The sequence below is a fragment of the Kitasatospora sp. NPDC097691 genome (genome assembly GCF_040302665.1).
Lineage (GTDB): Bacteria > Actinomycetota > Actinomycetes > Streptomycetales > Streptomycetaceae > Kitasatospora.
Window position 1 is genome coordinate 15,443 of record NZ_JBEORY010000013.1, and the last position, 26,043, is coordinate 41,485.

A 26,043-nucleotide genomic window follows, 5' to 3' on the forward strand; every position below is an offset into this window, starting at 1 on the left:
GTGCCGAAAGGCCCACCCCTCCCGCCGTTTCCGCCCGGAAACCCCGTACATCTCTGCCGAACGGCAGATGTGTGAACGGCCCCCGCCCGGAAGCATTCCGGGCGTGACCGAACTCCGGATCCTCGACCTGACCAAGGAGTACCGCGGCGGCAAGCGCGCGGTGGACTCCTTCTCGCTGACGCTACGGCCCGGCGTGCTCGGCCTGCTCGGCGCCAACGGCGCCGGCAAGTCGAGCCTGATGCGCATCCTGGCCACGGTCACCCGGCCCACCTCGGGCCGGGTGCTCTGGGAGGGCGTCGACACCGCCCGCCGCCCCGGGCCGCTGCGCCGTGCCGTCGGCTACCTCCCGCAGGACTTCGGCGTCTACCCGCAGCTCACCGCCCGCGAGTTCCTCGGCTACCTGGCCGCCGCCAAGGGGATGCGGCGCCGCCCCGCGAAGGCCCGGATCGACGAACTGCTCGACCTGGTCAACCTGTCGGGCGCGGCCGGGCAGCGGCTCGGAGCGATGTCCGGCGGGATGCGCCAGCGGGTCGGCATCGCCCAGGCGCTGCTCAACGACCCGGCGCTGCTGATCGTGGACGAGCCGACGGTCGGGCTGGATCCGGAGGAGCGGCTGCGCTTCGGCGGCCTGCTGAGTGCGCTCGGCGCCGACCGGATCGTCGTGCTGTCCACCCACATCGTCCCGGACGTGGCCGCCACCGCGGACCGGATCGCCGTCATGGGGCACGGCCGGCTGCTGCACCACGGCACGCCGGAGGAGCTGCTGGGCCGCGCGGAGGGCTCGGTGTGGGAGCTGACCGTCGGGGCGGACCGACTCCCGTCGCTGCGTTCGCGGTTCCTGCTCGGCGGCACCACCCGCACCCCGGAGGGCGTCCGGGTGCGGGTGCTGTCCGGGGCCCGGCCCGCACCGGAGGCGAGGCCCGTCACGCCCCGGCTGGAGGACGCGTACCTGTTGCTCACCGCCACCCCGGCCGCGGCCGAGGAGGTGGCGGCGTGGTGACGCGCGTCGGGGCGTTCGCGCTGGCCGACTTCCGGGAGCGCCGACGGCGGCCCGGATACCTCGTCGTGCTGCTCGGCGCGCTCGCCCTCGGACTGCTGGCCGCGCCGGTCGGCGACTCCCGCTGGGAGGTGTTCCAGGTGACCGACCTGCACGGCCGCTACACCAGCGGCTACGTGGGGACGGTGACGGCGCTCGGCGGCGCGGTCTGGCTCTCGCTGGCGGGCTTCGGCATCGCGCGCGGGGCGATCCCCCGGGACGAGCAGAGCGGCGTGGGCCGGCTGCTCGCCGCCACGCCGACGGGCCGGATCGCCTACCTGGCGGGCAAGTTCGGCAGCAATCTGCTGCTCTTCGGCTCGATGCTGCTCGCCCTGGCCGGGACGGCACTCGCGGTGCAGCTGCTCAAGGGGGACTCGGACCGGGTGGACGTGGTGCGGCTGCTGCTGCCGTACGTCCTGATCACACTGCCGCTGCTGGCGGCGGTGGCCGGGTGCGCGGTGCTCTTCGACACCGTGCCCGGGCTGCGCGGCGGGCTGGGGTCGATGGTCTGGTTCGCGGTCTGGCTGGTGCTCGTCCTGGGCGCGCAGACCAGCGGCGGGCTGGATCTGCTGGGCATGCGGCGGATCACCGCGTCGATCCGGGAGGTGCTCGCGGCGGGCGGGCGGCCGGTCGACGGTGTGGAGTTCGGGGTCGGGCTGACGGCGGACAACCGGGTGCTCGGCACCTTCGACTGGCCCGGTCTGGGCCCGGGCGAGGCGGGCGGGCCGGCCGCGACGGGGCTGCTGCTGATCGCGGTCGCGGTCGGGCTCGCGCTGCTCGGGGCGCTGTGGTTCCGGCGCTTCGACGGGCCTGAGGCCCGACCAGCCCCGACGGGGCTCCGCCCGGGCGCGACGGGGGTGCGCCCGGGCGGGTGGGGCCGCAGGGCCGTGCGAAAGGACGGCGGGGCCGACGCGGCACCGGAGGCCGGAGCGGCCGCCTTCGTCCTGGATCCGGCCCGGCAGACCACGGCCCGCCAGGGCGGCACGGTGGTCGCCGCGCTCGCCGGTGAGCTGCGGATCCTGCTGCAGGGACAGCAGTGGTGGTGGGCGGGGGCCGCCGTCATCGCGGCAGCGGCGCTGAGCGTCGCACCGCACGGACCGAGCCACGCGGTGCTGCCGGTCGCGATGCTCTGGCCGGTGCTGCTCTGGTCCCGGATGGGCCACCGGGCAGGCGGCGGCAGCACCGCCGAACTGCTCGGCGCCTGCCCGTCCCCGCTCCGTCGGGGGCTGGCCGCACTGCTCGCCGGGATCGTCCCGGCACTCGCCGTGGTGGCCGGATCGGTGGTCCGGCTGCTCGGCGCCGGGGAGCCCCGCGCCGCCGCGGGCGCCCTCGCCGGGGCGCTGCTGATCCCGGCCCTGGCCATGCTCTGCGGCACCGTCACCCGCGGCCCCCGGCTGTTCCAGACCGTCTACCCGCTGCTCTGGTACGGGATGGTCAACCACGTCGGCGGGCTGGACTTCCTCGGCGTCTCCGGGGACCGCGCCCCCGCGCCCGCAGCGGTCGCCGGCCTCGCCGCCGCACTGGCCCTGGGCGTGTTCGCGGTGGACGCGATACGCCACGCCGCCCGCTGAGCCGCCGAGTGGAGGGAGCGCGCCCCCGCGTGCGCCCGACGCCTCCGGCAACAGGGGGTCCTCACACCCGCCCCGGCCCGCAAAGCTGCCGGTCAACCGGCAGATTGGGCCCGGCCAGGGGCCGGAGCCCCGGAGTACGATGGCCCGGTCCCGGAGGCGCCGAACACACGAGCGCCCCCGCGGGCCCGACCCTCGCCGAAGCGATCCTCCCGGCGCGCGGTGGGGCAGGGCCGCGCGGCCCCAGGACCGTCAACCGCACCACAGCACCAGGCAAGGCCCAGAACGACGGCCCGTCGTGCTGCGCAGGCAGGGCGACGGGCCGCGCCACGCCCCGATGCCCGTCTGTGAGGACGCACCCATGACCCCTGCCCTGTCCACCACGAGCCCGGCCACCGGCGGACGCCCGACCGGGATCACCGACTCCTCCACTCCCGCCCCCTCCGCCGAACTCTCCACCTACAGCAGACTGTTGGGCCTCCTGGCGACCAACCCCGCCGCCTACCGCACGATCTGCCACGAGCCGGAGGGAAACACCGCCCTCGCCAGCGAACTACGCGGCCACCCACTGGCACAGGCCGCCAAGTCCATCGTCCTCCGAGCCAAACGCCCGAAGCAGGACGGCGGCGGCCGCTACGCGCTCGCCGTGGTGCCGGGCGACCGCCGGGTCGACCTGGACGCCGTCGGCCACGCCCTGGGATCCGACCGGGTCGGCTTCGCGGACCGCACCACCGCCGAACGGCTGAGCGGCTGCACGAGCGGCTCGATCATCCCGTTCTCCTTCCACCCCGACCTCGAACTCCTCGTCGACCACGACCTCCTGACCCACGACCACCTCTACTTCAACGCAGCGCGACTCGACCGCTCGATCGCACTGTGCACCACCACCTACCGCACCCTCGCCCACCCCCAGATCCGCACCATCGCCGCCTAGCCTCCCGACTCCCGGGCCGGACCCATCCCCTCACAGCCACCCCACCCGGCGCCACCCCGGCACACTCCCATCCCACGAACACAAAAAAGGCCCAGGTCAGACAATGTCTGACCTGGGCCTTCACCGAGCCGCCTGCGGGATTCGAACCCGCGACCTACGCATTACGAGTGCGTTGCTCTGGCCAACTGAGCTAAGGCGGCACCGTTGCCGTGTGTGGCGGCAACGCGGGCCAGTCTACACAGGTTCGCGGGTGATCCGTACTCGGATACCTGGGGGGCGGATCAGGCGGAGGAGACGGCGAGCTTGGCGGCGAAGCCGGCGAAGAGGACGGCGACGCCGCTGGTGAGGGTGGCGGAGAGGCGCTTGCGGCGGCGGAAGGCGGTGGCGAGGGTGGTGCCGGCGAAGATCAGCAGGGAGAGGTAGAGCACGCTGAAGGTCTGCAGGATGCCGCCGAGGAGGCCGAAGGACAGGGCGGGCCGGCCGTAGGAGGGGTCGACGAACTGGGTGAAGAAGGAGAGCAGGAAGAGGATGGCCTTCGGGTTGAGGAGGCTGACCACCAGGGCGCGGCGGAAGGGGTTCTCGGCGGACTCGGCGGGCGTCTCGGTGGTGGGGTCGGCCGCGGCCCGGCGTTCGCGCCAGAGCTGGCGGGCGGCGCGGAGCATGCCGTAGCCGATCCAGAGCAGGTAAGCGGCGCCGCCGAACTTGATCACCGCGAAGACGGCCGGGTTGGCCTTCAGCAGGGAGGCCGCGCCGATCGAGGTGAGGCTGATCAGGGTGAGGTCGCCGACGAAGACGCCGGCCGCGGCCCGGTAGCCGGTCCGGATGCCCTTGCGGGCGGCGACGGACAGCACGTACAGGGAGTTGGGGCCGGGCAGCAGGACGATGACGAGGGCGCCGAGGACGTACGTCGCCAGGTCGTTGACTCCGAGCACGATGCGCTCCTGTGTGGGGGAAGGGCGGCGGGGGCGCTCATCGTAACGTCGTACCGGCAATCGATTGAAGCGAAAACTACCTGCCGACCCACCCGGAGCCCTGCCCTACCGGTCGCAGCGTTTGCCCTGCTCGGGGGCCTCCCCGGTGAGCAGGAAGCGGTTCACCGCGCCGTCCACACAGGCGCTGTGCCGGCCGTACGCGGTGTGGCCGTCCCCGTCGAAGGTGAGCAGGCGGCCGGACTCCAGCTGTCCGGCCAGGGACTGCGCCCAGGCGTACGGGGTGGCCGGGTCGCGGGTGGTGCCGACGACGACGATCGGGGCGGCACCGGCCGCCCGGATGGTGTGCGCCGCGCCGGTGGCCCGGACCGGCCAGTACGCGCAGGTCAGCGCCATCCAGGCCATGTCCCGCCCGAAGTGCGGCGAGGCTTGCTCGAAGTCCGGCACCGCCCGCTGGACGTCGTCCGGCCCACCGAACGGGGCGGGCAGGTCCAGGCAGTTCACCGCGGTGTTGGCGAACATCAGGTTGGGGTAGGAGCCGTCCGCCTCACGCCCGTAGTAGGCGTCGGAGAGCTTCAGCAGCCCGGTGCCGTCGCCCGCCGTGGCGTCGGCGAGCGCGGCACGCAGCTTGGGCCAGAGGAAGTCGGCGTACATCGCCTCGATGACGCCCGTGGTCGCCTGGGACTCGGTGAGCCGCCGCCCCTTGTCGGCGGTGGGCAGCGAACCGGTCCGGACGGCCGCGAACAGGGCGGTGAGCCGCTCGCCGGCCTGCTGTTCGGTACGCCCGAGCGGGCAGTCCTCGCGCTTGGCGCAGTCCTTGGCGAAGGCGGCCCAGGCGGTCTCGAAGCCGCCGGCCTGGGTGCGGTTGCCGGTGACCGAGTCGAGCGCCGGGTCCATCGCGCCGTCCAGCACCACTCGGCCGACCCGGCTCGGGAAGAGCCCGGCGTAGGTGGCGCCGAGGAAGGTGCCGTAGGACTTGCCGACGAAGTTCAGCCTCTCGTCGCCGAGCAGGGCGCGCAGCACGTCCATGTCCCGGGCGGCCTCGACGGTGCTGACGTGGCCGAGTGCCGGCCCGGCCTGCTTCCGGCAGCCCTCGGCGAACTCCTTGTCGGCGGCGACCAGCGCGTCGATCCCGCGCTGGTCGCCGGGGGTCAGGTCGACGGCGGTGAAGGCGTCCATCCGGTCGCCGCTCAGGCAGGTGACGGGGCTGCTGCGGCCCACCCCGCGCGGGTCGAGGCCGACCAGGTCGTACCGGGCGCGCACCCCGCTGTCGTACGTCCGTGCGGTGGACTCCAGGTACTCGACCGCAGAGCCGCCGGGCCCGCCCGGGTTGAGCAGCAGCGACCCGAGCCGCGGGGCCTGGGCGCCGCCGCCAGCCGGCGCGCCGCTCCCGGGAAGCGCGCTGGCGTCGGTGACCACACCGGCCGCGGCGGGATCGGCCACCGCGCGGGCGGCCGCCAGAGTGAGGTCGCCGTCCCCCGGGCGGTCGTAGTCCAGCGGCACCCGGAACGTCGTGCACTCGAACCCGCCGTCGCACGACTGCCAGGCCGGCCGCTGCGCGTAGTACGGCGCGAGCTCGGCCGGGACGGCGGCGGGCAGCGGCTCCAGCGGGGTGGCCCCCGACGCGCCGAGGGCCGGGGTGGAGGACCCACCGGGTCCGGCCGGGTCGGACTCGGCCGGACCCGGCACCCCGGCCGGGCCCGAACTGCACCCGCCCGCCAGCAGTCCGACGGCCAGCGCCGCGGCCGACAGCCGCATCGTGGCGGCCGGTACCCGAACCCGCCCGAAGGCCCTCATCCGGTAGCTCTCCTCAGAAGGGATCGAAGGAACGAAAACGCGAAGACTCGAAGACACAAAGACGGGAAGACGGGAAGACGGGAAGACACGACGAGCTGCCCGGTACCCACCGCGGGGTACCGGGCAGCGTAACGCCCGCTCGGCGCTCCCTCAGGACGACTTGGCCAGCGCCTCGGCCAGGAACTGCGCCGCCTGCCGGACCAGCCGCAACCGCTCCCGGTCGGGCGTGAAGTCCTGCACGTTGTCCGAGATCCGCACATCGGCCTTGGCCGCCGGACCGGGGCCCGCCTTGAGCGAGGCCTGGAGCTTGCGGGCCGCGTCCAGCCCGGCGGAGTCGGCCTTGGCGGCGGCCAGCAGCAGCTTGGCCGCACTGCCGGTCGGGGCCTCGGCGCCGGTCTGGGTGAGCGCGGCGGCGTCGTACCGGCCGGAGACCGCCGCGGCCGCGCCGTACAGGTCGGGGCGGGCCAGCCCGGCGGCGGCCGCGCACGGCGCGCCGCCCTCGACGCCGAGGGCGCCCCAGGAGGCCGGGCCGGGCGGCAGGGTGCGGAAGGAGGCCGCGATGGTGGTGCGCAGCGCCGCGTCGTCGGCGACGGCGGCCGGCGCGGCGGCGACCAGCTCACAGGGGTGCGCGGTGCCGTTGGGCGCCTCGGGGGCGACCAGGATGAACGGACGGGACTTGCCGGTCTGCAGCGCCGAGCCGATGCCCTCGAAGACATCGGGCACCTCCGCGTCGGCGGTCTTGCGCGGCGCGGCCGCGTGCATCACCACGACCGGGAAGCGCGCGTTGGGCTCCTTGGCGTACTGCGGCGGCAGCCAGACCCGGACGTTGCGCGGACGCCCGTCGGGGCCGAGCACGGCGGACTGGAGCAGCTCGCCGCCGCCCGGGTGGCCGACGCTGTCGAAGCGGCTGGCCACGGCGGGGGCCGAGGTGGCGGCTGCGGTGCCGGCCGGGGTGGCAGCGGCAGCGGCCGACTCGGTGGCTGCGGGCGGCGCCGCCTGCTGTCGGACGGCCGCCCCGGCGGCCGATCCCTCGCCGGCCGTGTCAGCGACGGGCTCCGGCCGGTCCGGCTGCCGGTCGCCGCGGCCGAGGCCGCCGAAGGCGCCGAGCGCGGTGAGCAGCGTCAATCCGGTGACGCACACCCCGCAGACCATCGCGCCGCCTGCCCGCAGCAGCATCGGCCACCGGTCTCCGGCCAGCTCGTAGGTCTCGGCGGCCCGCAGGTCGCGCCAGCGCTGGAGGGCCCCGCGGGCAAGCCAGAGCCCGCCGAGTGCGGCGGCCAACAGGGGGATGACGAGGAGCGAACGAACCATGCGACGCACCGCCTCGGAGGAGGGCCGGCGCCGGACCGGACCCGGCGCGTACGGGAGGCGACCGGCCCGTCCGGGCGCAGTCGGCCCCCAGCGTGCACAACCGGCGGACGGTCACACGCGGGTGTGCCCGGCGCGTATCGCTCGTTCACTCGAAGGTGGGACAGCGCACCGGCTCCGGACGCCGTACGGCCGTCGGCCGGTGGAGCGGCAGGGCAGCGCCGTTGGCCGGAGCGGTCGGAGCGGGCGGCTGGCTCAGCCCGCGCTCAACCAAGCTCTCAGCCCGCGCGCAGCGCCACCGTCATCGCCTCGACCGCGAGCAGCGGGTCCACGTTGCGGTCCAGCGCCTCGCGGCAGGCCAGCACCGCCTCGATCCGGCGCAGCGTGCCCTCCGCCGGACCGGCCTGGGCGACCCGGTTCAGCGCCTGCCGCTGGTCCTCGTTGGCGAGCGCGCCGGTGGAGCCGAGCTGGATCGCGAGCACGTCCCGGTAGAAGCCGAGCAGGTCGAGCAGGGCCACGCCGAGGGTCTCCCGGCGGGTGCGGGTGGCGCGGCTCTTCTGCCGCTTCTCCAGCTCCTTGACCGCCCCGGCCATTCCGCGCGGCGCCTTGCTGCCCTCGGCGGCGCCGTAGGCCGCCTTGAGGTCGTCGGTCTCCTTGGCGTCCTGGGTCTCGGCGAGCGCCTCGGCGTCGGCCTTGGCCGTGTCGACCAGGCGCTGGGCGGCGGCCAGGCAGCCGCCGATGTCGCCGACCTCCAGCGGGATCCGCAGCACCTCCGCCCGGCGGGAGCGGGCCTGCTCGTCGACGGCGAGGCGGCGGGAGCGCTCGATGTCGCCCTGTCCGGCGAGTGCGGCGAGCCGGGCGGTCTCCGGGTCGACGCCGTCGCGGCGGACCAGGGTGTCGGCGACCGCCTCGGCGGCGGGGGTGCGCAGCACCAGCAGGCGGCAGCGCGAGCGGATGGTCGGCAGCACGTCCTGGACGGAGGGGGCGCAGAGCAGCCAGACGGTGCGCGGCGAGGGTTCCTCCACGCCCTTGAGCAGCGCGTTCGCGGCGGCCTCGGTGAGCCGGTGGGCGGCGTCCACGAGGATCACCGACCAGCGGCCGCCGGTCGGGTAGCTGGAGGCGCGCAGTACCAGGTCACGCATGTCTCCGACGCCGATGGACAGGCCGTCGGTCCGGACGTACTTCACGTCGGCGTGGCTTCCGGCCAGCACGGTGTGGCAGCCGTCGCAGAATCCGCAGCCGGGCGTGCCGCCGAGCGCGAGGTCGGGGCTGGTGCACTGGAGGGCGGCGGCGAAGGCTCGCGCGGCGGTGACCTGACCGGCGCCGGGCGGACCGGTGAACAGCCAGGCGTGCGTCATCAGCGAGGCGTTCCCGCCCCCGACCGGCGCTGCCCCGCGACCGGCCTCGACCGTCGCCCCGGCCGCCCGGGCCGCGGCGGTCAGCTGCTCGACCACCCGCTCCTGGCCCACCAGGTCGTCCCAGACGGCCACTGCTGCTCCCAAGCTCCGTACGGCAGCGCGCGCGGCGCCTCTTCCCCGCCGTCGAGCATACGTCTCCGCCCTGACAGCCACTGCTCCGTCCGGGTCACGACGGACCGGCTCGGAAACGGGCGGGCCCGGAAACGGACACCAGCGGGGAGGCGCCGGCGGGCGGACGGCAGAAGCACCACCGACCGGGCCGGCGCCCGACAGCACGGCGGCGCCGCCGGGGACCCGCCCCGACGGCGCCGCCCACATCGTGTCCGGTCAGCCCCGACGGCCCCAGCGACGGCCCTTGCCCTTGCCGTCGCCCCCGTCCTGCTCGCCCTGCTCCTCCTGGCCGAGCCCGCCGCGCGGGTCCGCACCCTGCTGCGGGGCGCCCTGACTCCGGCTGCCGCCGTGCTCCCAACGCGCCCACTCGTCGTGCGAGCCGAGCAGCGTGTCGGTGAGGCTCGGCAGGTCGTCCATCGGCGTCTCCTCGGCCCACTCCGGTCGAGACCGCTCGGCGGCCGACTGGGGCTCCGGCTTCGGCTGAGCCTGAGACGGCTGGGCCTGAGGCTGCTGGGCCTGAGGCCGCTGCGGCTGGGCGCCGGCCTGGGGCCGCTGCGCGGCCGGCTCCCCGCCGACCACCGGCAGCTCGCGCGTGCTGTCCACCGGACGGCCCGGCTCGACCCGCGGCAGCACCTCGGTCCGGTCGGCCTCCGCCGGGACCTTCGGCAGCACGGCCGTCCGGTCCACCGCCGAGGCGGGCACCACCGGCAGCTTGGCGGTCTCGTCGACCGCCCCGGCCGCCCTTCGCGCCTCGGCGGCATCGGCGGCCCGGACCGCAGCCTGTCGGTCCCGCAGCGACAGCTCGCGCGTCGCCTCGTCCCCGAGCCCGTCCGCCGGTCCCTGCCCCGACGCCTGCGGCACATCCCGAACCGGCACGCCGTCCCGAACCGGAGCACCCTGGTCCGCAGCACCCTGACCCGGAGCGCCCTGGTCCGCAGCACCCTGACCCGCAGCACCCTGCCCCGGAGCGCCCTGGTCCGCAGCGTCCCGAGCCGGAGCGCCCTGCGGCGTCTCCCGGACCGCCCGCAGCTCCGTGGTCACGGCGTCCCCGCCCGTCGACCCCGGCCGCCCGGCCGCCCGGTCCGCCGCCGTCTCGGCCGCCTCAGCCGCTGCCGCCAGGGCTGCGGCCTGCGCCAGCCGGGCCTCCTCGGCCCGCTGCAGTGCCTCCTCCGCCCGGCGGCGCTGCTCCTCGCGGGCGAGCTCGCGCTGACGCTGCAGCTCGGCCTGGGCGGCCGCCTCGTCGGCGATCCGCTTGCGCTCGGCGGCCTCGGCCGCCAGCCGGGCCTCCTCGGCGGCGCGGAGCTTGGCTTCCTCCGCCGCGCGCCGCTTGGCCTCTTCTTCCGCCCGACGGCGCGCTTCCTCCTCGGCCTTGCGCCGGGCCTCGGCGGCAGCCCGCTCGGCCTCCTCCTTGGCCAGCCGTTCCTTCTCCGCCTGCTCGGCACGCAGCTGCGCCAGCACCTCCTGCCGCTTGCGCTCGGCGGCCTCCTCCTCGGCCTTCTTGCGGGCCTCCTCGGCGGCGCGGCGCTCGGCCTCCTCACGGGCGAGGCGCTCCTGCTCGGCGCGGGCGGCCTTCTCCTGCTCGGAGAGCGGCAGCTCGCGGTCGAGCCGGTGCCGGATGGCGGTGGTGACGAAGCCGGGGGCCTGGCTGCCGTCCACGACCAGGTAGCGCGCCGGGTCGGCGGCCGCGAGGGCGAGGAAGCCGGCCCGGACCCGCTGGTGGAACTCGGTGGGCTCGGACTCCAGCCGGTCCAGCGCCTCGGTGAAGCGCTCCCTGGCCCTGGTCGGGTCGACGTCCAGGACGACGGTCAGGTCGGGCAGCAGCCCGCCGGTGGCCCAGCGGGAGATCCGGGCGACCTCGGTCGCGGCCAGGTCGCGCCCGGCGCCCTGGTAGGCGATGGAGGAGTCCATGTACCGGTCGGTGATCACCACGGCGCCGCGCGCGAGGGCCGGACGGATGACGTTCTCGACGTGCTCGGCGCGGTCGGCGGCGTAGATCAGCGCCTCGGCGCGGTGCGACAGGCCGGTGTTGCCGACGTCCAGGACGAGGCCGCGCAGCCGCTGGCCGACCGGGCTGCCGCCGGGCTCGCGGGTGAGCACGACCTCGTGCCCCTTGCTGCGGATCCACTCGGCGAGCGCCTGGGCCTGGGTGGACTTGCCGGCGCCGTCGCCGCCCTCGAGGGCGATGAAGAAGCCGGTGCCCGCGCCCCGGTGCGGCACCGGGCCGGCGGCGCCGCGCAGCGCGTCCACCAGGTCCCGGGCGAACGGCACGGTGCCCCGGCGGTCGTCGGTGCGCAGCAGCACGACGGCGGCGAGCACCAGCGTGAGCAGCCCCGCGGTGGCCACCGCGAGGGCCGCGCCGCCGTGGATGAAGGTGAAGGAACCGGGCTCGACGGTGCCGTACTCGACGTCCCCGTAGGCGGCGGCGATCAGCGGGACGACGACCAGCGCGGCGGCGACGACGGTCCGCAGCACCGCGAACAGGTGCTCGGTGACCTTCGGCAGCCGGGCCTCCTCGACCTCCTGGGCGAGCAGGGTGCGCCCGGCCGAGAGGACGATCCCGGCAGCCAGGGCGGCCAGCACGGTGAGCAGCAGGACGAGCACGAAGTCCAGCACCAGCCCGGCCAGGATCAGCCCGACGCCCTGGGTGAGCAGCGCCAGCGCGAGCAGCCGTCGGCGGGAGAAGGTGGGCAGCGTGGCCCGGGTGAGCCGGGCGCCGAGGGCGGGCGCCCCGGTGGCTGCGAGCACCAGCAGGCCGTAGCCGATCGGACCGGCCCGGTGCTCGGCGGCGGTGAGCAGCGCGAGTGCGGCGACGCCCGCCATCGAGGCGAAGGCGGCGGCGACGGCGAAGGTGAAGTAGGGGGCGCTGCCGGTGCGGCCCTTGCTCAGCGCGGGGAACCGAGAGGTGCGACGCGCAGCGTCTCCGGCGGGGGTGGTGGTGGGCGACGGCTGGGCGGCGTCGGTGGGGGCGCGCAGGCCCTGCAGCGGGGAGACCGGGGCGACGGCCACCGGACCGCCGGGCAGCTGCTGGAGGTAGCCGCGGGTCGCCGCGGCGGCGAACAGGCCGGCCGCGCCGAGCGCCGCGAAGGTGAGCTGGTGGGCGCGGAGCCAGTCCGAGCCGGACGCCGCGCCGATGTTGTTGAGCAGGGTGAAGCCGACCAGGCCGACGGCGGCCAGCGGAACGGTGACCCAGCCGGTGAAGCGGTCGATGACCTGGACGGTCTCCAGGTTGGCGGCGGCGGGCCGCCGCTCGGCGGCCGGGGCGTAGGGGTCGGCCGCCGGGAGCAGGCCGGGGACGGCGGCGGCCTTGGCGATCTCCCGGACCCGCTCGACGGCGCCGGTGACGAACACGGTGGCGAGCAGGACGTAGGTGGCGGCGCCGGAGGGCTTCGAGCCGGAGCTCAGCCAGATGGTCCACCAGGGCGCGAGGCCGATCAGCAGGGCGCGCAGCGCGTCGGCGCCGAACAGCGTCCAGCGCCGGTCGAGCTTGCCCGCGACCAGCTGGTGCACCGGGTCGAGCAGCGCCACGCCGACCAGGCCGGTGGCCACCACCCGGACGCCGAGGACCGCGGCGACGGCGAAGGAGAGGCTGCGCGGCAGGTCGCCGAACCGGCCGCCCAGGGCGGCGGCGATCACGGTGAGCGCGAGCAGCACCAGCAGGCCGAGCCGGTCGGCGGTGCCACTGATCAGCTGGGTGGTCCACAGACGCCGGTAGGCGCGTGTCCGCAGCAGTGCCCGGGCCCGGTCCACCGCGGTCCCGGCGGGTGCGACCTCGGGCAGGTCGGACGCCCAGGCTCTGGCAGCCGGGGCGGCGCTGGGGGTGGGCTGCTCCTCGCTCGTCATACGGTCAGCGTAGCGGGCGGGGCTTGGCCGGAATGTGGTGAACGGGCTTCCGGATCCCGCTCATCACCGGGTTGTGACGTTCCCCGCACAGATCCCGGATCGCCGCGCCGCCCGACTCCGCCCGACTCCGGCCGCCCCGGCCCGCCGCTCGCCCGACCGCTCGCCCGACCGCCCACCCGGCCGCTCGCCCGGCCGCCGACAGCGCGCGGGCCCGCACCCCCGGGATCGGGGGCGCGGGCCCGTCGGCGGTGACCGGGGATCAGCCCTCGTCGGTCGCCGTGGTCTTGCTCGCGGCCGTCTTCTTGGCCGCCGTCTTCTTCGCCGCCGCCGTCTTGGTGGTGGTGGTCTTCTTGGCGGCGGTCTTCTTCGCGGCCGCGGTCTTGGTGGCGGCGGTCTTGGTCGCCGTCGCCTTCTTGGCCGCCGTCTTCTTCGCCGGGGCCTTCTTCGCCGCCTTCTTCACCGGCCCGCGCGCCCGCTTGTCGGCGAGCAGCTCGTAGGCGCGCTCCGGCGTGATGGTCTCGACGTCGTCGTCCTTGCGGAGCGTGGCGTTGGTCTCGCCGTCGGTCACGTACGGGCCGAAGCGGCCGTCCTTGACCACCACCGGGCGTTCGCTGACCGGGTCGTTGCCCAGCTCCTTGAGCGGCGGGGCGGCGGCGGCCCGGCCGCGCTGCTTGGGCTGGGCGTAGATCGCCAGCGCCTCGTCGAGGGTGATCGTGAAGAGCTGGTCCTCGCTGGTGAGCGAGCGGGAGTCGGTGCCGCGCTTGAGGTACGGGCCGTAGCGGCCGTTCTGCGCGGTGATCTCCGCGCCCTCGGCGTCGGTGCCGACCACGCGCGGCAGCGAGAGCAGCCGCAGCGCGTCCTCCAGGGTGACGGTGTCCAGCGACATCGTCTTGAACAGCGAGGCGGTGCGCGGCTTGACGGCGTTCTTGCCGGTCTTGGGCGTGCCCTCGGGCAGGATCTCGGTCACGTACGGGCCGTAGCGGCCGTCCTTGGCGACCAGCATGTTGCCGCTGACCGGGTCCGGGCCGAGCTCGAAGTCGCCGCTGGGCTTGGCCAGCAGTTCCTCGGCCAGCTCGACGGTGAGCTCGTCCGGCGGCAGGTCGTCCGGGATGTCGGCGCGTCGGCCGGGCTCGCCCTCGACGTCGGAGGCGCGCTCGACGTACGGGCCGTAGCGGCCGACCCGCAGGGTGAGGTCGTCGCTGATCCGGAACGAGCTGATCTCCCGGGCGTCGATCGCGCCGAGGTCGGTGACCAGCTCCTTCAGGCCGCCCAGGTGGTCGCCGTCGCCGTTGCCGGCCTCGGCGGCGCCGCCCGCGGCGTGGCCCTCGCCCTCGCCGAAGTAGAAGCGCTTCAGCCACGGCACGGACTTCGCCTCACCGGCGGCGATCCGGTCGAGGTCGTCCTCCATCTTGGCGGTGAAGTCGTAGTCGACCAGCCGGCCGAAGTGCTTCTCCAGCAGGTTGACCACGGCGAAGGAGAGGAAGGACGGGACGAGCGCCGTCCCCTTCTTGAACACGTACCGGCGCTGGATGATCGTGTCGATGATCGACGCGTAGGTGGAGGGACGGCCGATCTCCCGGTCCTCCAGCTCCTTGACCAGCGAGGCCTCGGTGTAGCGGGCCGGCGGCTTGGTGGCGTGGCCCTCCGGGGTGATCCGCTCGGCGCCCAGCGGGTCGCCCTGGGTGACCTGCGGCAGCCGGCGCTCGCGGTCGTCGAGCTCGGCGTTCGGGTCGTCGGCGCCCTCGACGTAGGCCTTGAGGAACCCGTGGAAGGTGATGATCTTGCCGGAGGCAGAGAACTCGACGTCCCGGCCGTCGGCGGAGTTGCCGCCGACCCGGACGGTGACGGACTGGCCGACCGCGTCCTTCATCTGGGAGGCGACGGTGCGCATCCAGATCAGCTCGTACAGCTTGAAGTCGTCGCCGGTCAGGCCGGTCTCGGCGGGGGTGCGGAAGCGGTCGCCGGAGGGGCGGACGGCCTCGTGCGCCTCCTGCGCGTTCTTGACCTTGCTGGCGTAGGTGCGCGGGGCGTCCGGCAGGTAGTCGGCACCGTACAGCTGGGTGACCTGGGCGCGGGCGGCGGTGATCGCCGTGTCCGACAGCGTGGTCGAGTCGGTACGCATATAGGTGATGAAGCCGTTCTCGTACAGCTTCTGGGCCACCTGCATGGTCCGCTTGGCACCGAAGCCCAGCTTGCGGCTGGCCTCCTGCTGGAGCGTGGTGGTGCGGAACGGCGCGTACGGCGAGCGGCGGTACGGCTTGGACTCGACGCTGCGGACGCTGAACGCGGTCTGCTCGAGGGCGACGGCCAGCTGCCGGGCGGCCTGCTCGTCCAGGTGCATGGTGTTGGCGCTGCCGGCCTTCAGCTGCCCGTCCGAGCCGAAGTCGCGGCCGCTGGCGATCCGCTTGCCGTCGACCGAGGCGAGCCGGGCGCCGAAGGTCTCCGGGTTGGCGGCGTCGGCCGGGGTGCGGCCGGTGCCGAAGGTGCCGACCAGGTCCCAGTACGAGGCGGTGCGGAAGGCCATCCGCTCACGCTCCCGCTCGACCACCAGCCGGGTGGCGACGGACTGGACCCGGCCCGCCGAGAGCTTCGGCATGACCTTCTTCCACAGCACCGGCGAGACCTCGAAGCCGTAGAGGCGGTCGAGGATGCGGCGGGTCTCCTGGGCGTCGACCAGACGCTGGTTGAGCTCGCGCGGGTTGGCCACGGCCTCCTGGATCGCCGACTTGGTGATCTCGTGGAACACCATCCGGTGCACCGGCACCTTGGGCTTCAGCACCTGCTGCAGGTGCCACGCGATGGCCTCGCCCTCGCGGTCCTCATCGGTGGCGAGGAAGAGCTCGTCGGACTCCGCGAGCAGCGACTTCAACTTGCTGACCTGGGACTTCTTGTCCGCGTTGACCACGTAGATGGGCGCGAAGTCGTGGTCGACGTCCACTCCGAGGCGGCGAACCTCGCCGGTGTACTTGTCCGGCACCTCGGCCGCGGTGCTCGGGAGGTCGCGGATGTGCCCGACGCTCGCCTCGACGATGTAGCCGGGGCCCAGGTAGCCCTTGATCGTCTTCGCCTTGGCCGGCGACTCGACAATGACGAGTCGCTGTCCGTGCGCGGTCTCGCTGCTCGGGGACACCTTCGCTCTTCTCTCCCGGTCCTTATGTGGCTGGTCGGCGCGGCAGCACGGGCTGCGCTCCGCCCGACCCCTCCACCGTCCCGGGGTCGCCGCTGTACGACACCCCACCAGCGGAGTGTGACCGTACCCCGGCCACCCTTGTCAAACGGACGGATCCCGCTTTTTCACTTGCCGGGCTCACCGACGCCACTCGAACGGTAACCCGATGACGGAGGTTCGCGCCCCGTGGAGGCCGGGCTTCGGCAGGTTCCGGAGGATGGAATGACGGATTTCAAGATCTGTCAACGGAAAAATCGACGGCCGGGTCGGGTCCCGTCGGGGCGTCGGCGCGAGTGGGTGGCGACGTCGGCACGAGTGGGGCGGACCGCTCAGCCGCCGACCGCGGCCAGGAGCCCGGCACCGGCCGCGAGGCAGGCCACCCCCAGGGCGCTCCACAGCAGGTCGGCGACGGCGGCCCGGCCGATCTCCCCGGCCGCCAGCACCACCCGGCTCGGACGCTGCGGGTCGTAACAGATCCGGACCGGGGTGCCGGGCGCGAAACGGGCCGGACGGCGCAGCGGGGTGTGCCCGCGCGGACGGGTGTGCACGAGTCCCGCCACCCGGCACGCGCCGGAGCCGCCGACCGAGGGCGGCACCGAGAAGGAGAGCAGCGGCGCGCTGTCCAGCTGGCCGTGCGCGTCGTCGTCGGCCACCACCGTGGCCACCGCCGCCACCCCCCGACGGCGCACCCGGTGGCGAAGGCGCACTTCGGCGGCGCACCAGAGCAGCAGTACGCCACCGAAGAGGGCGAGCACCAGCCCACCCACCGTCGCCGTCGTCGTGTCCACTCCTGGCCCCCGGCTCCCCAGCTCTGTCCACAGCCTGTGGACAGAGCCTCACAGCGGAGGGCCAACGCGGGGCAGCCGTTCGGAGACCGCCGGACGAACCAGGGGGTACGGGCGGGTGAACCGGGCTCGGCGGGCCCGGCTCGACGGGCCCGGCTGTCAGCGGACGGGCTCGATGAACCCCTGCTCGGTCAGCAGCCGCAGCGACTCCGGCACCCGGTCGCGCAGGACCACCCGGTCCTCGCCGAGCAGCTGCGCGATGGCGTCCACGATTTCGCCCGCGGCCAGCGTGCCGTCGCAGACGCCGACGAATCCGGCGCCCACCGTGTCGACCTTGGTCGCCCGTCGCATGCCCCGGTTGTGACGCAGGATCACGTGCTCCGGATCCTCCGCGCCCGGCGCGCCGACCTGCTCCTGGACCACCTCGTCGGCCAGCACGTAGCGGGCCGCGAGCAGGCCCGCGTCGTCGTGCGTACGGAGGAAGTCCTGACGGTCGAACCAGGCCTCGATGTGCGGGCCGAGCGGCTGCTCCACCGGGTGCGGCCACTCCTCGACCCGCACGGTCGGACGCTCGGCGCCGCTCGCCCGCAGGGTGATCCACCCCATGCCGATACCCTCGACCCCGCCCGCCTCGAAGGCGTCCAGCCACTCGCCGTAGCGGGCCTGGTAGTCGCCGCCGGGGCCTCGGTGGTCGCCGCCGTCGCGCAGCCACAACTCGGCATACTGGGCCACGTCCTGGACCTCGCGCTGGACGACCCAGGCATCCAGGCCGGTGCCCGCGACCCAGCCGGCCAGCCGCTCGTGCCAGTCCTCGCCCTTGACGTGCTGCCAGTTGGCGAGCAGCTGGCAGTAACCGCCGGGCTCCAGGTGGTCGGCGGCCGAGCGGACCAGGCTGCGGCACAGGTCGTCGCCGGCCATGCCGCCGTCGCGGTAGGTGAACCGGCCCGCCGGCGAGATGACGAACGGCGGGTTGGAGACGATCAGGTCGAACTTCCGCTCCCCGACCGGCTCGAAGAGGCTGCCGGAGAGCACCTCGGTGTGGTCGAAACCGGACAGCGCCAGGGTCAGCTCGGTGAAGCGCAACGCGCGCGGGTTGAGGTCGGTGGCGGTGACCGTGCCGGCGTGTCGGGCCGCGTGCAGCGCCTGCACGCCGGAGCCCGCGCCGAGGTCCAGCGCGGCCCGGACCGAGCGGCGCACGGTGATGTTGGCCAGCGTGGTGGAGGCACCGCCGACACCCAGCACCAGGTCCTGCCGGGCCACGCCGTGCGCGGTCTCGCCGGAGCCGATGCCGCCCGCGCCACCGACCGCGCAGCCCAGGTCGGAGACCACCCAGGCATCCGAACTGGGCATCCCGGCCACCTCGTTGGCGTACGGCCGGACGTCGACGGTGGCGCGCACCAGCTCCCCGTCGGGGCGCAGCCAGCCGTCCGCCAGGCAGTCCTCCACCGGCAACGCGGCGGCAGCCGCCCGGTACGGCACCGGCTGCTGCAGCAGGAACAGCCGCACCAGCGTCTCCAGCGGACTGCCTCCGCGCGTCGCACGCAGCGCCGGAACCGCCTCGCTGCGGGCCAGCGCCGAATAGCCGGTGGGCCCGAGCAGGTCCAGGCACCCGTCGGCGGTGAACGAGGCGGCGAGCAGCGCCTCGCGCAGCTTGGCGAGGCGGGTCGGGTCGAGAACGGGGCTACTGATCACCCCGCCATTGTCCCCCGCCGATCCCGCGCCGCCCGCCTGCGGGCCCGAGCGCCCCGCGCCGCACCGCACGTCTCCGAGTCGGCCGAACGAGAGCGTCCCATCGGGAGCCCGAGCCGCACCGCGCGCCCCACCGGGCTTCCACGCGCCCGGTTGTACGCCCCGGAGCTCAGGCGCAACGGTTCTCTGCCGGGCGACTCCCTGGTCGGTGCTCCTCGACCTCGACCTCTGCCTCGACCTCTGCCTCGACCTGGCCCACCCCGCCCGCGACGCGACGCGCAGCAGCCGGTGCCGCTCCTGCGAGCGGCACCGGCTGCTACTGCTTTCCCTCCCCCGTCGGGAAGGGCGGGATCGGCCCGGTCAGCTCGCGGTGGGAGCCGGGGTGGTGGCCGGGGCGGCCGGGGTGGTGGCTCCGGCGGCGGGGCTCGCGGTGTCGGTCGCGCCGGGCGCGGACGTGGTGGCGGGGGCACCCGGGGTGCCGGTCGCACCTGGGGTCGGGGTCGCGCCGGCGGGGGCCGGGGTGCCACTGGCAGCGCCGGTCGGGGCACCGGTCGCGCCGCCGGTCGCGCCGCCCGTCGGGGCGGCGGTCGAGGACGGCTTGCAGCCCTCCTGCTTGGCCATCGCTGCGCCGAGGTCGCCGCGCTGGAGCTTGCTCTGCGCCTGGGTGGAGAGCGAGGACAGCTGCTGCAGCTGGTCGCCGACACTGCGCAGCGCGTCGGCGAACTTGGCCTGGTCGACGGTGGGCAGCGCGTCCAGCTTCTTCTGGACCTCCTGGTAGCCGTCGGCCGCCTTCTTCAGCTCGTCGACGGTGTCCTTCTGCAGGGCCGCACCGTCCTGCACCTTGGGGGCACCGGCCGAGTCGATGGCAGCCGCTATGTCCTGGTTGGTCTTCGCCAGCCGCCCGATGTCCGTGGAGAGCCGCTTCTGCAGGTCCGCCGGGGCCTCGCCGGTCTTCACCTGGGCGGTGTCGGCGAGCGCGGTCTGGGCCTGGGCGATCGGGTCCTTGGCCGCGCCGCAGACGTTCGACGCCCAGGAGTCCAGCTGCTTGCTGTTGTCGTCGCCACCGCCGCAGCCGACGGCGCCGAACGCCAGCAGCACACCGAGGACGGGTACGGCCAGCAGTCGCTTGTTCACCGGGAGAAGCCTTTCGGTTTCGGTCGTCATCGGTCGTCGAACCTACACGGCCGGTTCCCGCCGCCCGGTTCCCGGTTCCGTCTCCGACCTCCTGCCCGAACCCCCGCCGGACCGCTCACGGAGCACCTACGGACCGCCCGCAGGCCGTCCCGGGGCCCGCTCCGGGCCCGCTCACCGCTGCGGCCGCAGCCATGGCTCAGGCCCGCTCGACCCGGATCGGATCACCCGGTCGGACGGTGCGCAGCACGGCGGCGTCCCCGTCCAACGCGCCCAGGACGTTGCAGGGACTGGCCAGCCGGCACTCGCCCTCGCGCGAGATCGGCGTCGGCCCGTACGGCAGCGCGAGGCTGTCGCCGTCCGTCCAGAAAGCGACCGTGCCCGACTCCACGACCTGCCGGGCGCCGTCCTCGCGTGGCACGCTCACGGGCGTGCCGAAGTAGACCTCCTCGCCCCAGGTGCTCGCCGACGAGCTGATCGGCAGCTCGGCCCAGAGCGCCTCGGCGGTGGGGGTGGCCGTCAGCGTGGCAGTCGCCTGCCCGGCCGGCCACAGGATGCGGATCCGCATGGACTTCCTCTTCCGCGACGAGGTCCGATCAGCGATCGGACCCGGTCGTGCCGGAAGCAGCGAACCGCGGTGCTCAACAGTTTGTCAACGCACGCCCGGGAACCGGACCCCGCTCACGTGCGAGCGGGCCCTCAGACCGAGACGGAGGCGACCGAGACCGGCCAGCTCATCCGGATCAGGCCACCGTCCGTGCCGTTGGTGACCTCCAGGTCCTCGACCAGGCCGGTGATCACGGCGATGCCCAGGGTGTCCTCCTCCTCGGGCTCACCGCCCTCGGCGGCGCCGGAGTCCGGGACGGCCACGGGGCCGGCCTCGTCCTCGACCTCGATGAGGAAACGCTTCTCCTGGTCGGTCAACGCGACCCTGACCGTGCCGCCGATGCCGCCCCGCTGATGCAGGCCGACCGCGCGGGAACACGCCTCGCCGACCGCGAGCCGTACCTCGTCGAGCACCGACTCGTCGACCCCGGCCCGTCTTGCGACGGCCGCGGCGACCAGGCGGGCCGTCCGCACGTGCTCGGGAAGCGCGCTGAATCGAAGTTCGACGGTTGCCATCTCTCCCCCTCGGGGTGCTCCGACCGGGGCCGGAAGTACGGCCCCAACGGGCCGGCAGGACCGGCCCAGAGGCGACCGGGACGCGCCGGGCCCGCAGGGGCCTGGCACCCCGGACGCGAGGAAACGGGGCGGGCCGGCCACGAGGACCGGCCCGGCCGCGTCAGTCGGTCGCGTTGACCGCGTCGTCCACCGAGGTGTGGATCGGGAAGACCTTGGTCAGGCCGGTGATGCGGAAGATCTTCAGGATGCGCTCCTGGTTGCAGACGAGGCGCAGCGAGCCCTCGTGGGCGCGCACCCGCTTCAGACCGCCCACCAGCACACCCAGACCGGTCGAGTCCAGGAAGTCAACGCCTTCCATGTCGACGACGAGGTGGTACTTGCCGTCGTTGACGAGCTCGACCAGCTGCTCGCGCAGCTTCGGGGCGGTGTACACATCGATCTCGCCGCCAACCTCGACGACCGTGCGATCGCCGACTGAACGGGTCGACAGGGACAGGTCCACGGAACCTCCAGCACCTTGCCTTGCTACGTCATGTGCGATCCTCGGCCGGACGGCCGCCACCGCATGGTCGCGAGCCCGGGCGCGCCCAGCCAATGCGTGGCAAGCCTCAGCGCTGCGACCCACGGCCGTACGGCCGTCACGGCCACATTCAACCACCTGCGACCATGCCCGCACGATGGCTTACGACGATTCTCCGTCACGCCGGTGACACACTGGGTCCTCATGCCGCCCCGACACAGCCCGCCCGAGGCACTGCTGACGACCCTGACCACCGCCCGGGGGCGGTCCGACCGGCTCACCCATACGGAGCACCTTCCCGCCCGACCTGCGCGTTATTCACCCTGGCCCGAGTCGATCCGTCCGGAGATCGTGGACTCGGCACTCGCGGTCGGTGTCGAACAGCCCTGGGCGCACCAGGCAGAAGCGATGAACCTGGCGAAAAGCGGTCAGACTGTGGTGATCGCCACAGGCACCGCCTCGGGCAAGTCGCTGGGCTACCTGGCCCCGGTACTCAGTGACCTGCTGGACGGCACCGAGGCCCGCAACGGCCGCGGCGCCACCGCGCTCTACCTGGCGCCGACCAAGGCCCTCGCCGCCGACCAGCGGCGACGGGCCGCCGAACTCGCCCCGCCGAGGGTCCGCGCCGCGCTGTACGACGGCGACACCCCGCCCGAGGAACGCGAGTGGGTCCGCCAGTACGCCTCCTACGTGCTCACCAACCCGGACATGCTGCACCGGGGCATCCTGCCCGGCCACGCCCGCTGGTCCTCCTTCCTCAAGGCGCTGCGCTACGTGGTCGTCGACGAGTGCCACAGCTACCGGGGCGTGTTCGGCTCGCACGTCGCCCAGGTGCTGCGCCGACTGCGCCGCGTGTGCGCCCGTTACGGTTCGTCACCGACCTTCCTGCTGGCCTCCGCCACCACCGCCGACCCGGCCGCGACCGCCGAGCGCCTCACCGGCCTGCCGTCCGTGGCCGTCACCGAGGACGCCTCGCCGCGCGGGCCGATGGTCTTCGGCCTCTGGGAACCACCGCTGACCGAGAACGTCGGCGAGCACGGCGCGCCCGTGCGCCGCACCGCCACCGCCGAGGCCGCGCACCTGCTCACCGACCTGGTCGAACGCGACACCCGCACCGTCGTCTTCGTCCGCTCCCGCCGCGCGGCCGAACTCGTCGCCCTCCAGGCCCAGGACCAGCTCGGCCGACCGCTCGCCGACCGGGTCGCCGCCTACCGCGGCGGCTACCTGGCCGACGAGCGCCGGGCCCTGGAACGCGCCCTGCACAGCGGCCGGCTGCTCGGCCTCGCCTCCACCTCCGCCCTCGAACTCGGCGTCGACATCTCCGGCCTCGACGCCGTCCTGATGGCCGGCTACCCGGGCACCCGGGCCTCGCTCTGGCAGCAGGCGGGCCGGGCGGGCCGCGAGGCCCAGGGCGCGCTGGCCGTCCTGATCGCCCGCGACGACCCCCTGGACACCTACCTGGTGCACCACCCGGAGGCGCTGTTCGCGGCGCCCGTCGAGGCCACCGTGCTCGACCCCGACAACCCGCACGTACTCGCCCCGCACCTGTGCGCGGCCGCCGCCGAACTGCCGCTCACCGAAGCCGACCTGGAGCTGTTCGGGCCCTCGACCGCACCGCTGCTGCCGGTCCTGGAACGGCGCGGACTGCTGCGCCGGCGAGGCGACGGCTGGTACTGGACCCGTCGCGAGCGCGCGGCCGACGCCGTGGACCTGCGCGGCAGCGGCGGCAGCCCGGTCCAGATCGTCGAGGCCGACACCGGCCGGCTGCTCGGCACGGTGGACGCCGCGGCCGCGCACACCACCGTCCACACCGGGGCCGTCCACCTCCACCAGGGCCGCACCTACCTGGTCCGGGAGTTCGACCTGGAGAACTCGGTCGCCCTGGTCGAGCCGGCCGATCCGCCGTACACCACGGCCGCCCGCGACATCACCTCCATCTCCGTCCTCGACACCGACACCACCGCCGACTGGGGCGAGGGCCGGCTCAGCTTCGGCTCGGTGGAGGTGGTCAACCAGGTGGTCGGCTACCTCCGGAAACGGATCTCCACCGGGGAGATCATGGGCGAGAGCAAACTCGACCTGCCGCCCCGCACACTGCGCACCCGCGCGGTCTGGTGGACCGTCACCGAGGACCAGCTGCTCGACGCGGACATCCCGCCCGACCAGCTGCCCGGCGCCGCCCATGCCGCCGAGCACGCCTCGATCGGACTGCTGCCGCTGTTCGCCACCTGCGATCGGTGGGACATCGGCGGCGTCTCCGTCCCGCTGCACCCGGACACCGGGCTGCCGACCGTGTTCGTCTACGACGGCCACCCGGGCGGGGCCGGCTTCGCCGAACGCGGCTTCCGGCGGGCGGTCGAGTGGCTGACGGCCACCCGCGCGGCGATCGCCTCCTGCGAATGCGAACGCGGCTGCCCGTCCTGCGTCCAGTCGCCCAAGTGCGGCAACGGGAACGACCCGCTGGACAAGGCGGCCGCCGTCCGGCTGCTGGACGTCCTGCTGGCCGGAGCACCCCAGGCGGCGGGGGCGGAGGACGGGGCTGGGGCAGAGGCGGGGACCGAGGACGAGTCCGGGGCGTCCGAGTCGGCGGAGGCCGTAGCGAGCCCGGACGGTGGGGCGCCGAGCGCGTCATGAGGCCACCTCCGGACCGCCCGGAGCGCCGTCGAGGCCGTCGCCGGCAGCTGTGACCGGAGCCCGCACCGGCCCGGCCCGGGCCCTCGCCCGCGCCGGGCCGACCAGCACGCGCACCGGGAGCCGGCCGACCTTCACCTCGGCCACCACGTCGACGGCGTCCGCCGACCGGTCCACCGTGCAGGACACCAGATCGGCGCCCTGGGCGCCGGCGATCCCCGCGGCCCGGGCGCAGCCGCCGTCCGCGTCCAGCAACAGCCGGTCCGCCGCCGCGAGGGCCGCGAGGTCGGCGGCCGACTCGGCCCGGTGCCGGGCGGCGACCACGGAGCCGATCGCGATGGTCGCGGCGAACACCGCTGTGCCCAGCATCGCCAGGGCGAGCAGCCAGACCGTCGCCGAGCCGGTGTCAGGCCCCCGCCCGCCCGCCGTCGCTCGTTCCGTACGGGCCCGGGCCGCCCGCTCCACCGCCGCCCGCAGCCCGGACCGGACGGGCAGCCCCGCGAGGGCGGAGGGCCAGGACCGGACGATCGACCCGGCCGGACCCGTCGGCCCCTTCAGGCCGGCCATGGGGAGCCACCTCCCTCCACGACTCCCACCAGTACGTCCTCCCGCGCCGCCACGGCCGCCGCCCCGACCCGTACCGCGAGCAGCCCGCCGAGCCGGCCCGGCGCCGCGCACGGTGCGTCCACCTCCACCCGTACGGTGTCGGCCGCCGGGGTCACCCGGACCCGCGCGCCCGCCGGGGCCGCCGCGCGGGCGAGTTCGGCGGCATCCGCCTCGCCACGCGCGGCCGCCCTGGCCCCGACCCGGGCGGCGTCCACGCAGCGGATCTGCGCGGCCGCCGCGAGCACGCCCCAGATCAGCATCGCCGCGAGCAGGACGAGCGCCGGCAGGGCCACCGCCGTCTCCGCCGTGACGAAGCCGCCGTCACCCCGCCGCCCCGGCCGACCGCCGCCCCGCGTCACCCCGGGGCCCGGAGGAGACCCCGGACCGGTGAGCACGGCTGCGTCGAAGTCCGCGCCAGGCACGGCGGAGAGCGGGGGCGCCTCCCTGCCGCCGGGGTGTGGGAGCAACGGCGCGCCCACGCGGGTTCGGGGGCTGGAACTACGCCGCATGGAGCGCCCGTTGGAGCGTGTCGGTCAGCGCGCCGACGACGGCATCGCTGGTCACCACCTTGTACAGCACCGCGGCGAGGGCGCACGCGCCCAAGGTCCCGACGGCGTACTCGGCCGTGGTCATCCCCGCGTCCGACCGACCCCGGCGCCGGGCCACCCCGCGCATCCGGCAGGCCGCCCAGCGGCTCTTCCTCCGCCACGTCCCGAGCAACCTCCGGAGCGGGCGCCCGCCGACGGGCCTGATCGCGATCACTGCAGTCATGGATCCCTCCTGTCTCTCGATGTCCGCACTTCTGACTTCCAGTCACATCACTTGCTCGAAGCGGCCCATGAGGCCGACGACCACGGGCACCACCCCGATCAGCACGAAGGCCGGCAGGAAGCAGAGCCCGAGTGGCGCGGTGGCAAGCACCGCCGCCCGGCGGACCCTGGCGTGGGCCGCGCGGGCGGCCGCCGTCCGCAGACCCTGGGCCAGCCCGATCAGCGGCCCGCTGACCGGGGTCCCGCCGAGGCTCGTCCGCACCAGGCAGCGCGCCAGTGACGCCAGCGACGGGTGCTGCTCGCCAAGTCGGTTCCAGCACAGCTCCGGCGGGGCGCCGAGGGCGAGTTCGGCCCCGATCGCCGTCAGCCGTGGGCCCATCGGCGCGCCCACACTCCGGCCGACCGCCGACACCGCCTCGGAGGGCAGCGCCGTCGAGCCCAGGCAAGCCGCCAACAGTTCGGCGCTCAAGGGGAGTTGCCTGGTCAGCAGCTCCTCCTCCAGCGCCGCCCGGCGATCCGCCGGTGACTGCGCCCTGGCCCACCAGCGGTGGACGGCCGCCGCCGCCAGCGACCCGGCGACGAGCCCGGTGCCGCCACCGATCAGCAGGGCCACCGCAATCCCGGCCCCGACGGCCGACGTCGTCCGTCGTCGGCGTCGGGCGCCCGGACTCGTCGGCCC

General features: G+C 74.9%; 20 protein-coding genes and 1 tRNA gene. 4 read left to right on the forward strand and 17 right to left on the reverse strand.

Going from position 1 to position 26,043, the window contains the following annotated elements:
• The first annotated feature begins 103 nt into the window (after positions 1 to 103).
• The 3 genes from ABTY56_RS12010 to ABTY56_RS12020 all read left to right on the forward strand — a co-directional run bounded on the left by ABTY56_RS12010 (position 104) and on the right by ABTY56_RS12020 (position 3,538).
• Complete coding sequence (locus ABTY56_RS12010; protein WP_350628521.1) at positions 104 to 1,000, forward strand: ABC transporter ATP-binding protein; 897 nt, start codon at positions 104 to 106, stop codon at positions 998 to 1,000.
• Positions 994 to 2,607, forward strand: coding sequence for a hypothetical protein (locus ABTY56_RS12015; protein ID WP_350628523.1), 1,614 nt, complete (start codon positions 994 to 996; stop codon positions 2,605 to 2,607). The genes ABTY56_RS12010 and ABTY56_RS12015 overlap by 7 nt, the downstream gene beginning before the upstream one ends.
• A 358-nt stretch (positions 2,608 to 2,965) precedes the next feature.
• Positions 2,966 to 3,538 (forward strand): YbaK/EbsC family protein, encoded by a 573-nt coding sequence (locus ABTY56_RS12020; protein ID WP_350628524.1) that lies wholly within the window; start codon positions 2,966 to 2,968, stop codon positions 3,536 to 3,538.
• Positions 3,539 to 3,664: 126 nt separating this feature from the next.
• On the opposite strand, the gene ABTY56_RS12025 is transcribed toward ABTY56_RS12020, so the two are convergent.
• The 13 genes from ABTY56_RS12025 to bldG form a co-directional block, all read right to left on the reverse strand.
• Positions 3,665 to 3,738 (reverse strand) — tRNA-Thr (locus ABTY56_RS12025).
• A gap of 81 nt (positions 3,739 to 3,819) precedes the next feature.
• Positions 3,820 to 4,470, reverse strand: a complete 651-nt coding sequence (leuE, locus tag ABTY56_RS12030; RefSeq protein WP_350628526.1) for a leucine efflux protein LeuE — start codon at positions 4,468 to 4,470, stop codon at positions 3,820 to 3,822.
• A 105-nt stretch (positions 4,471 to 4,575) separates the two neighbouring features.
• A complete protein-coding gene (locus ABTY56_RS12035) occupies positions 4,576 to 6,264 on the reverse strand; it encodes an alpha/beta hydrolase (protein WP_350628527.1) in 1,689 nt (562 codons plus the stop codon).
• Positions 6,265 to 6,414: 150 nt separating this feature from the next.
• Positions 6,415 to 7,575 carry a hypothetical protein gene (locus ABTY56_RS12040; RefSeq protein WP_350628528.1) on the reverse strand — a complete coding sequence of 387 codons (1,161 nt, stop codon included), beginning with the start codon at positions 7,573 to 7,575 and terminating at the stop codon, positions 6,415 to 6,417.
• A gap of 275 nt (positions 7,576 to 7,850) precedes the next feature.
• Complete coding sequence (locus tag ABTY56_RS12045; protein WP_350628654.1) at positions 7,851 to 9,062, reverse strand: DNA polymerase III subunit delta'; 1,212 nt, start codon at positions 9,060 to 9,062, stop codon at positions 7,851 to 7,853.
• A 255-nt stretch (positions 9,063 to 9,317) separates the two neighbouring features.
• A complete protein-coding gene (gene tmk, locus ABTY56_RS12050) occupies positions 9,318 to 12,941 on the reverse strand; it encodes a dTMP kinase (RefSeq protein ID WP_350628529.1) in 3,624 nt (1,207 codons plus the stop codon).
• Between the two features lie 259 nt (positions 12,942 to 13,200).
• A complete protein-coding gene (gene topA, locus ABTY56_RS12055; RefSeq protein ID WP_350628530.1) occupies positions 13,201 to 16,071 on the reverse strand; it encodes a type I DNA topoisomerase in 2,871 nt (956 codons plus the stop codon).
• 368 nt (positions 16,072 to 16,439) lie between these two features.
• The gene (locus ABTY56_RS12060; RefSeq protein ID WP_350628531.1) at positions 16,440 to 16,898 is read right to left on the reverse strand and encodes a DUF3592 domain-containing protein; all 459 of its coding nucleotides are present in this window, start codon (positions 16,896 to 16,898) and stop codon (positions 16,440 to 16,442) included.
• Between the two features lie 156 nt (positions 16,899 to 17,054).
• A complete protein-coding gene (locus ABTY56_RS12065) occupies positions 17,055 to 18,587 on the reverse strand; it encodes a DUF7059 domain-containing protein (protein ID WP_350628532.1) in 1,533 nt (510 codons plus the stop codon).
• Between the two features lie 357 nt (positions 18,588 to 18,944).
• Positions 18,945 to 19,718: a hypothetical protein gene (locus ABTY56_RS12070; protein ID WP_350628533.1), complete on the reverse strand. Its 774-nt coding sequence runs from the start codon at positions 19,716 to 19,718 to the stop codon at positions 18,945 to 18,947.
• Between the two features lie 196 nt (positions 19,719 to 19,914).
• Positions 19,915 to 20,283, reverse strand: coding sequence for a cyclophilin-like fold protein (locus ABTY56_RS12075; RefSeq protein WP_350628534.1), 369 nt, complete (start codon positions 20,281 to 20,283; stop codon positions 19,915 to 19,917).
• Positions 20,284 to 20,414: 131 nt separating this feature from the next.
• Positions 20,415 to 20,837, reverse strand: coding sequence for an ATP-binding protein (locus ABTY56_RS12080; RefSeq protein WP_350628535.1), 423 nt, complete (start codon positions 20,835 to 20,837; stop codon positions 20,415 to 20,417).
• Between the two features lie 160 nt (positions 20,838 to 20,997).
• Positions 20,998 to 21,339: an anti-sigma factor antagonist BldG gene (gene bldG / locus ABTY56_RS12085; protein WP_049659132.1), complete on the reverse strand. Its 342-nt coding sequence runs from the start codon at positions 21,337 to 21,339 to the stop codon at positions 20,998 to 21,000.
• Positions 21,340 to 21,561: 222 nt separating this feature from the next.
• On the opposite strand from bldG, the gene ABTY56_RS12090 reads away from it, so the two are divergent.
• Positions 21,562 to 23,991, forward strand: a complete 2,430-nt coding sequence (locus tag ABTY56_RS12090) for a DEAD/DEAH box helicase (RefSeq protein WP_350628536.1) — start codon at positions 21,562 to 21,564, stop codon at positions 23,989 to 23,991.
• On the opposite strand, the gene ABTY56_RS12095 is transcribed toward ABTY56_RS12090, so the two are convergent.
• The 4 genes from ABTY56_RS12095 to ABTY56_RS12110 all read right to left on the reverse strand — a co-directional run bounded on the left by ABTY56_RS12095 (position 23,986) and on the right by ABTY56_RS12110 (position 25,977).
• A complete protein-coding gene (locus tag ABTY56_RS12095; RefSeq protein WP_350628537.1) occupies positions 23,986 to 24,555 on the reverse strand; it encodes an Rv3654c family TadE-like protein in 570 nt (189 codons plus the stop codon). The two genes, ABTY56_RS12090 and ABTY56_RS12095, sit on opposite strands and share 6 nt — an antisense overlap.
• Entirely contained in the window at positions 24,543 to 24,887 is a 345-nt protein-coding gene (locus ABTY56_RS12100; RefSeq protein ID WP_350628538.1) for a TadE family type IV pilus minor pilin, read from the reverse strand. The genes ABTY56_RS12095 and ABTY56_RS12100 overlap by 13 nt, the downstream gene beginning before the upstream one ends.
• Before the next feature lie 205 nt (positions 24,888 to 25,092).
• Positions 25,093 to 25,365, reverse strand: a complete 273-nt coding sequence (locus ABTY56_RS12105; protein WP_350628539.1) for a DUF4244 domain-containing protein — start codon at positions 25,363 to 25,365, stop codon at positions 25,093 to 25,095.
• A gap of 42 nt (positions 25,366 to 25,407) precedes the next feature.
• The gene (locus tag ABTY56_RS12110; RefSeq protein WP_350628541.1) at positions 25,408 to 25,977 is read right to left on the reverse strand and encodes a type II secretion system F family protein; all 570 of its coding nucleotides are present in this window, start codon (positions 25,975 to 25,977) and stop codon (positions 25,408 to 25,410) included.
• Positions 25,978 to 26,043: the final 66 nt, after the last annotated feature.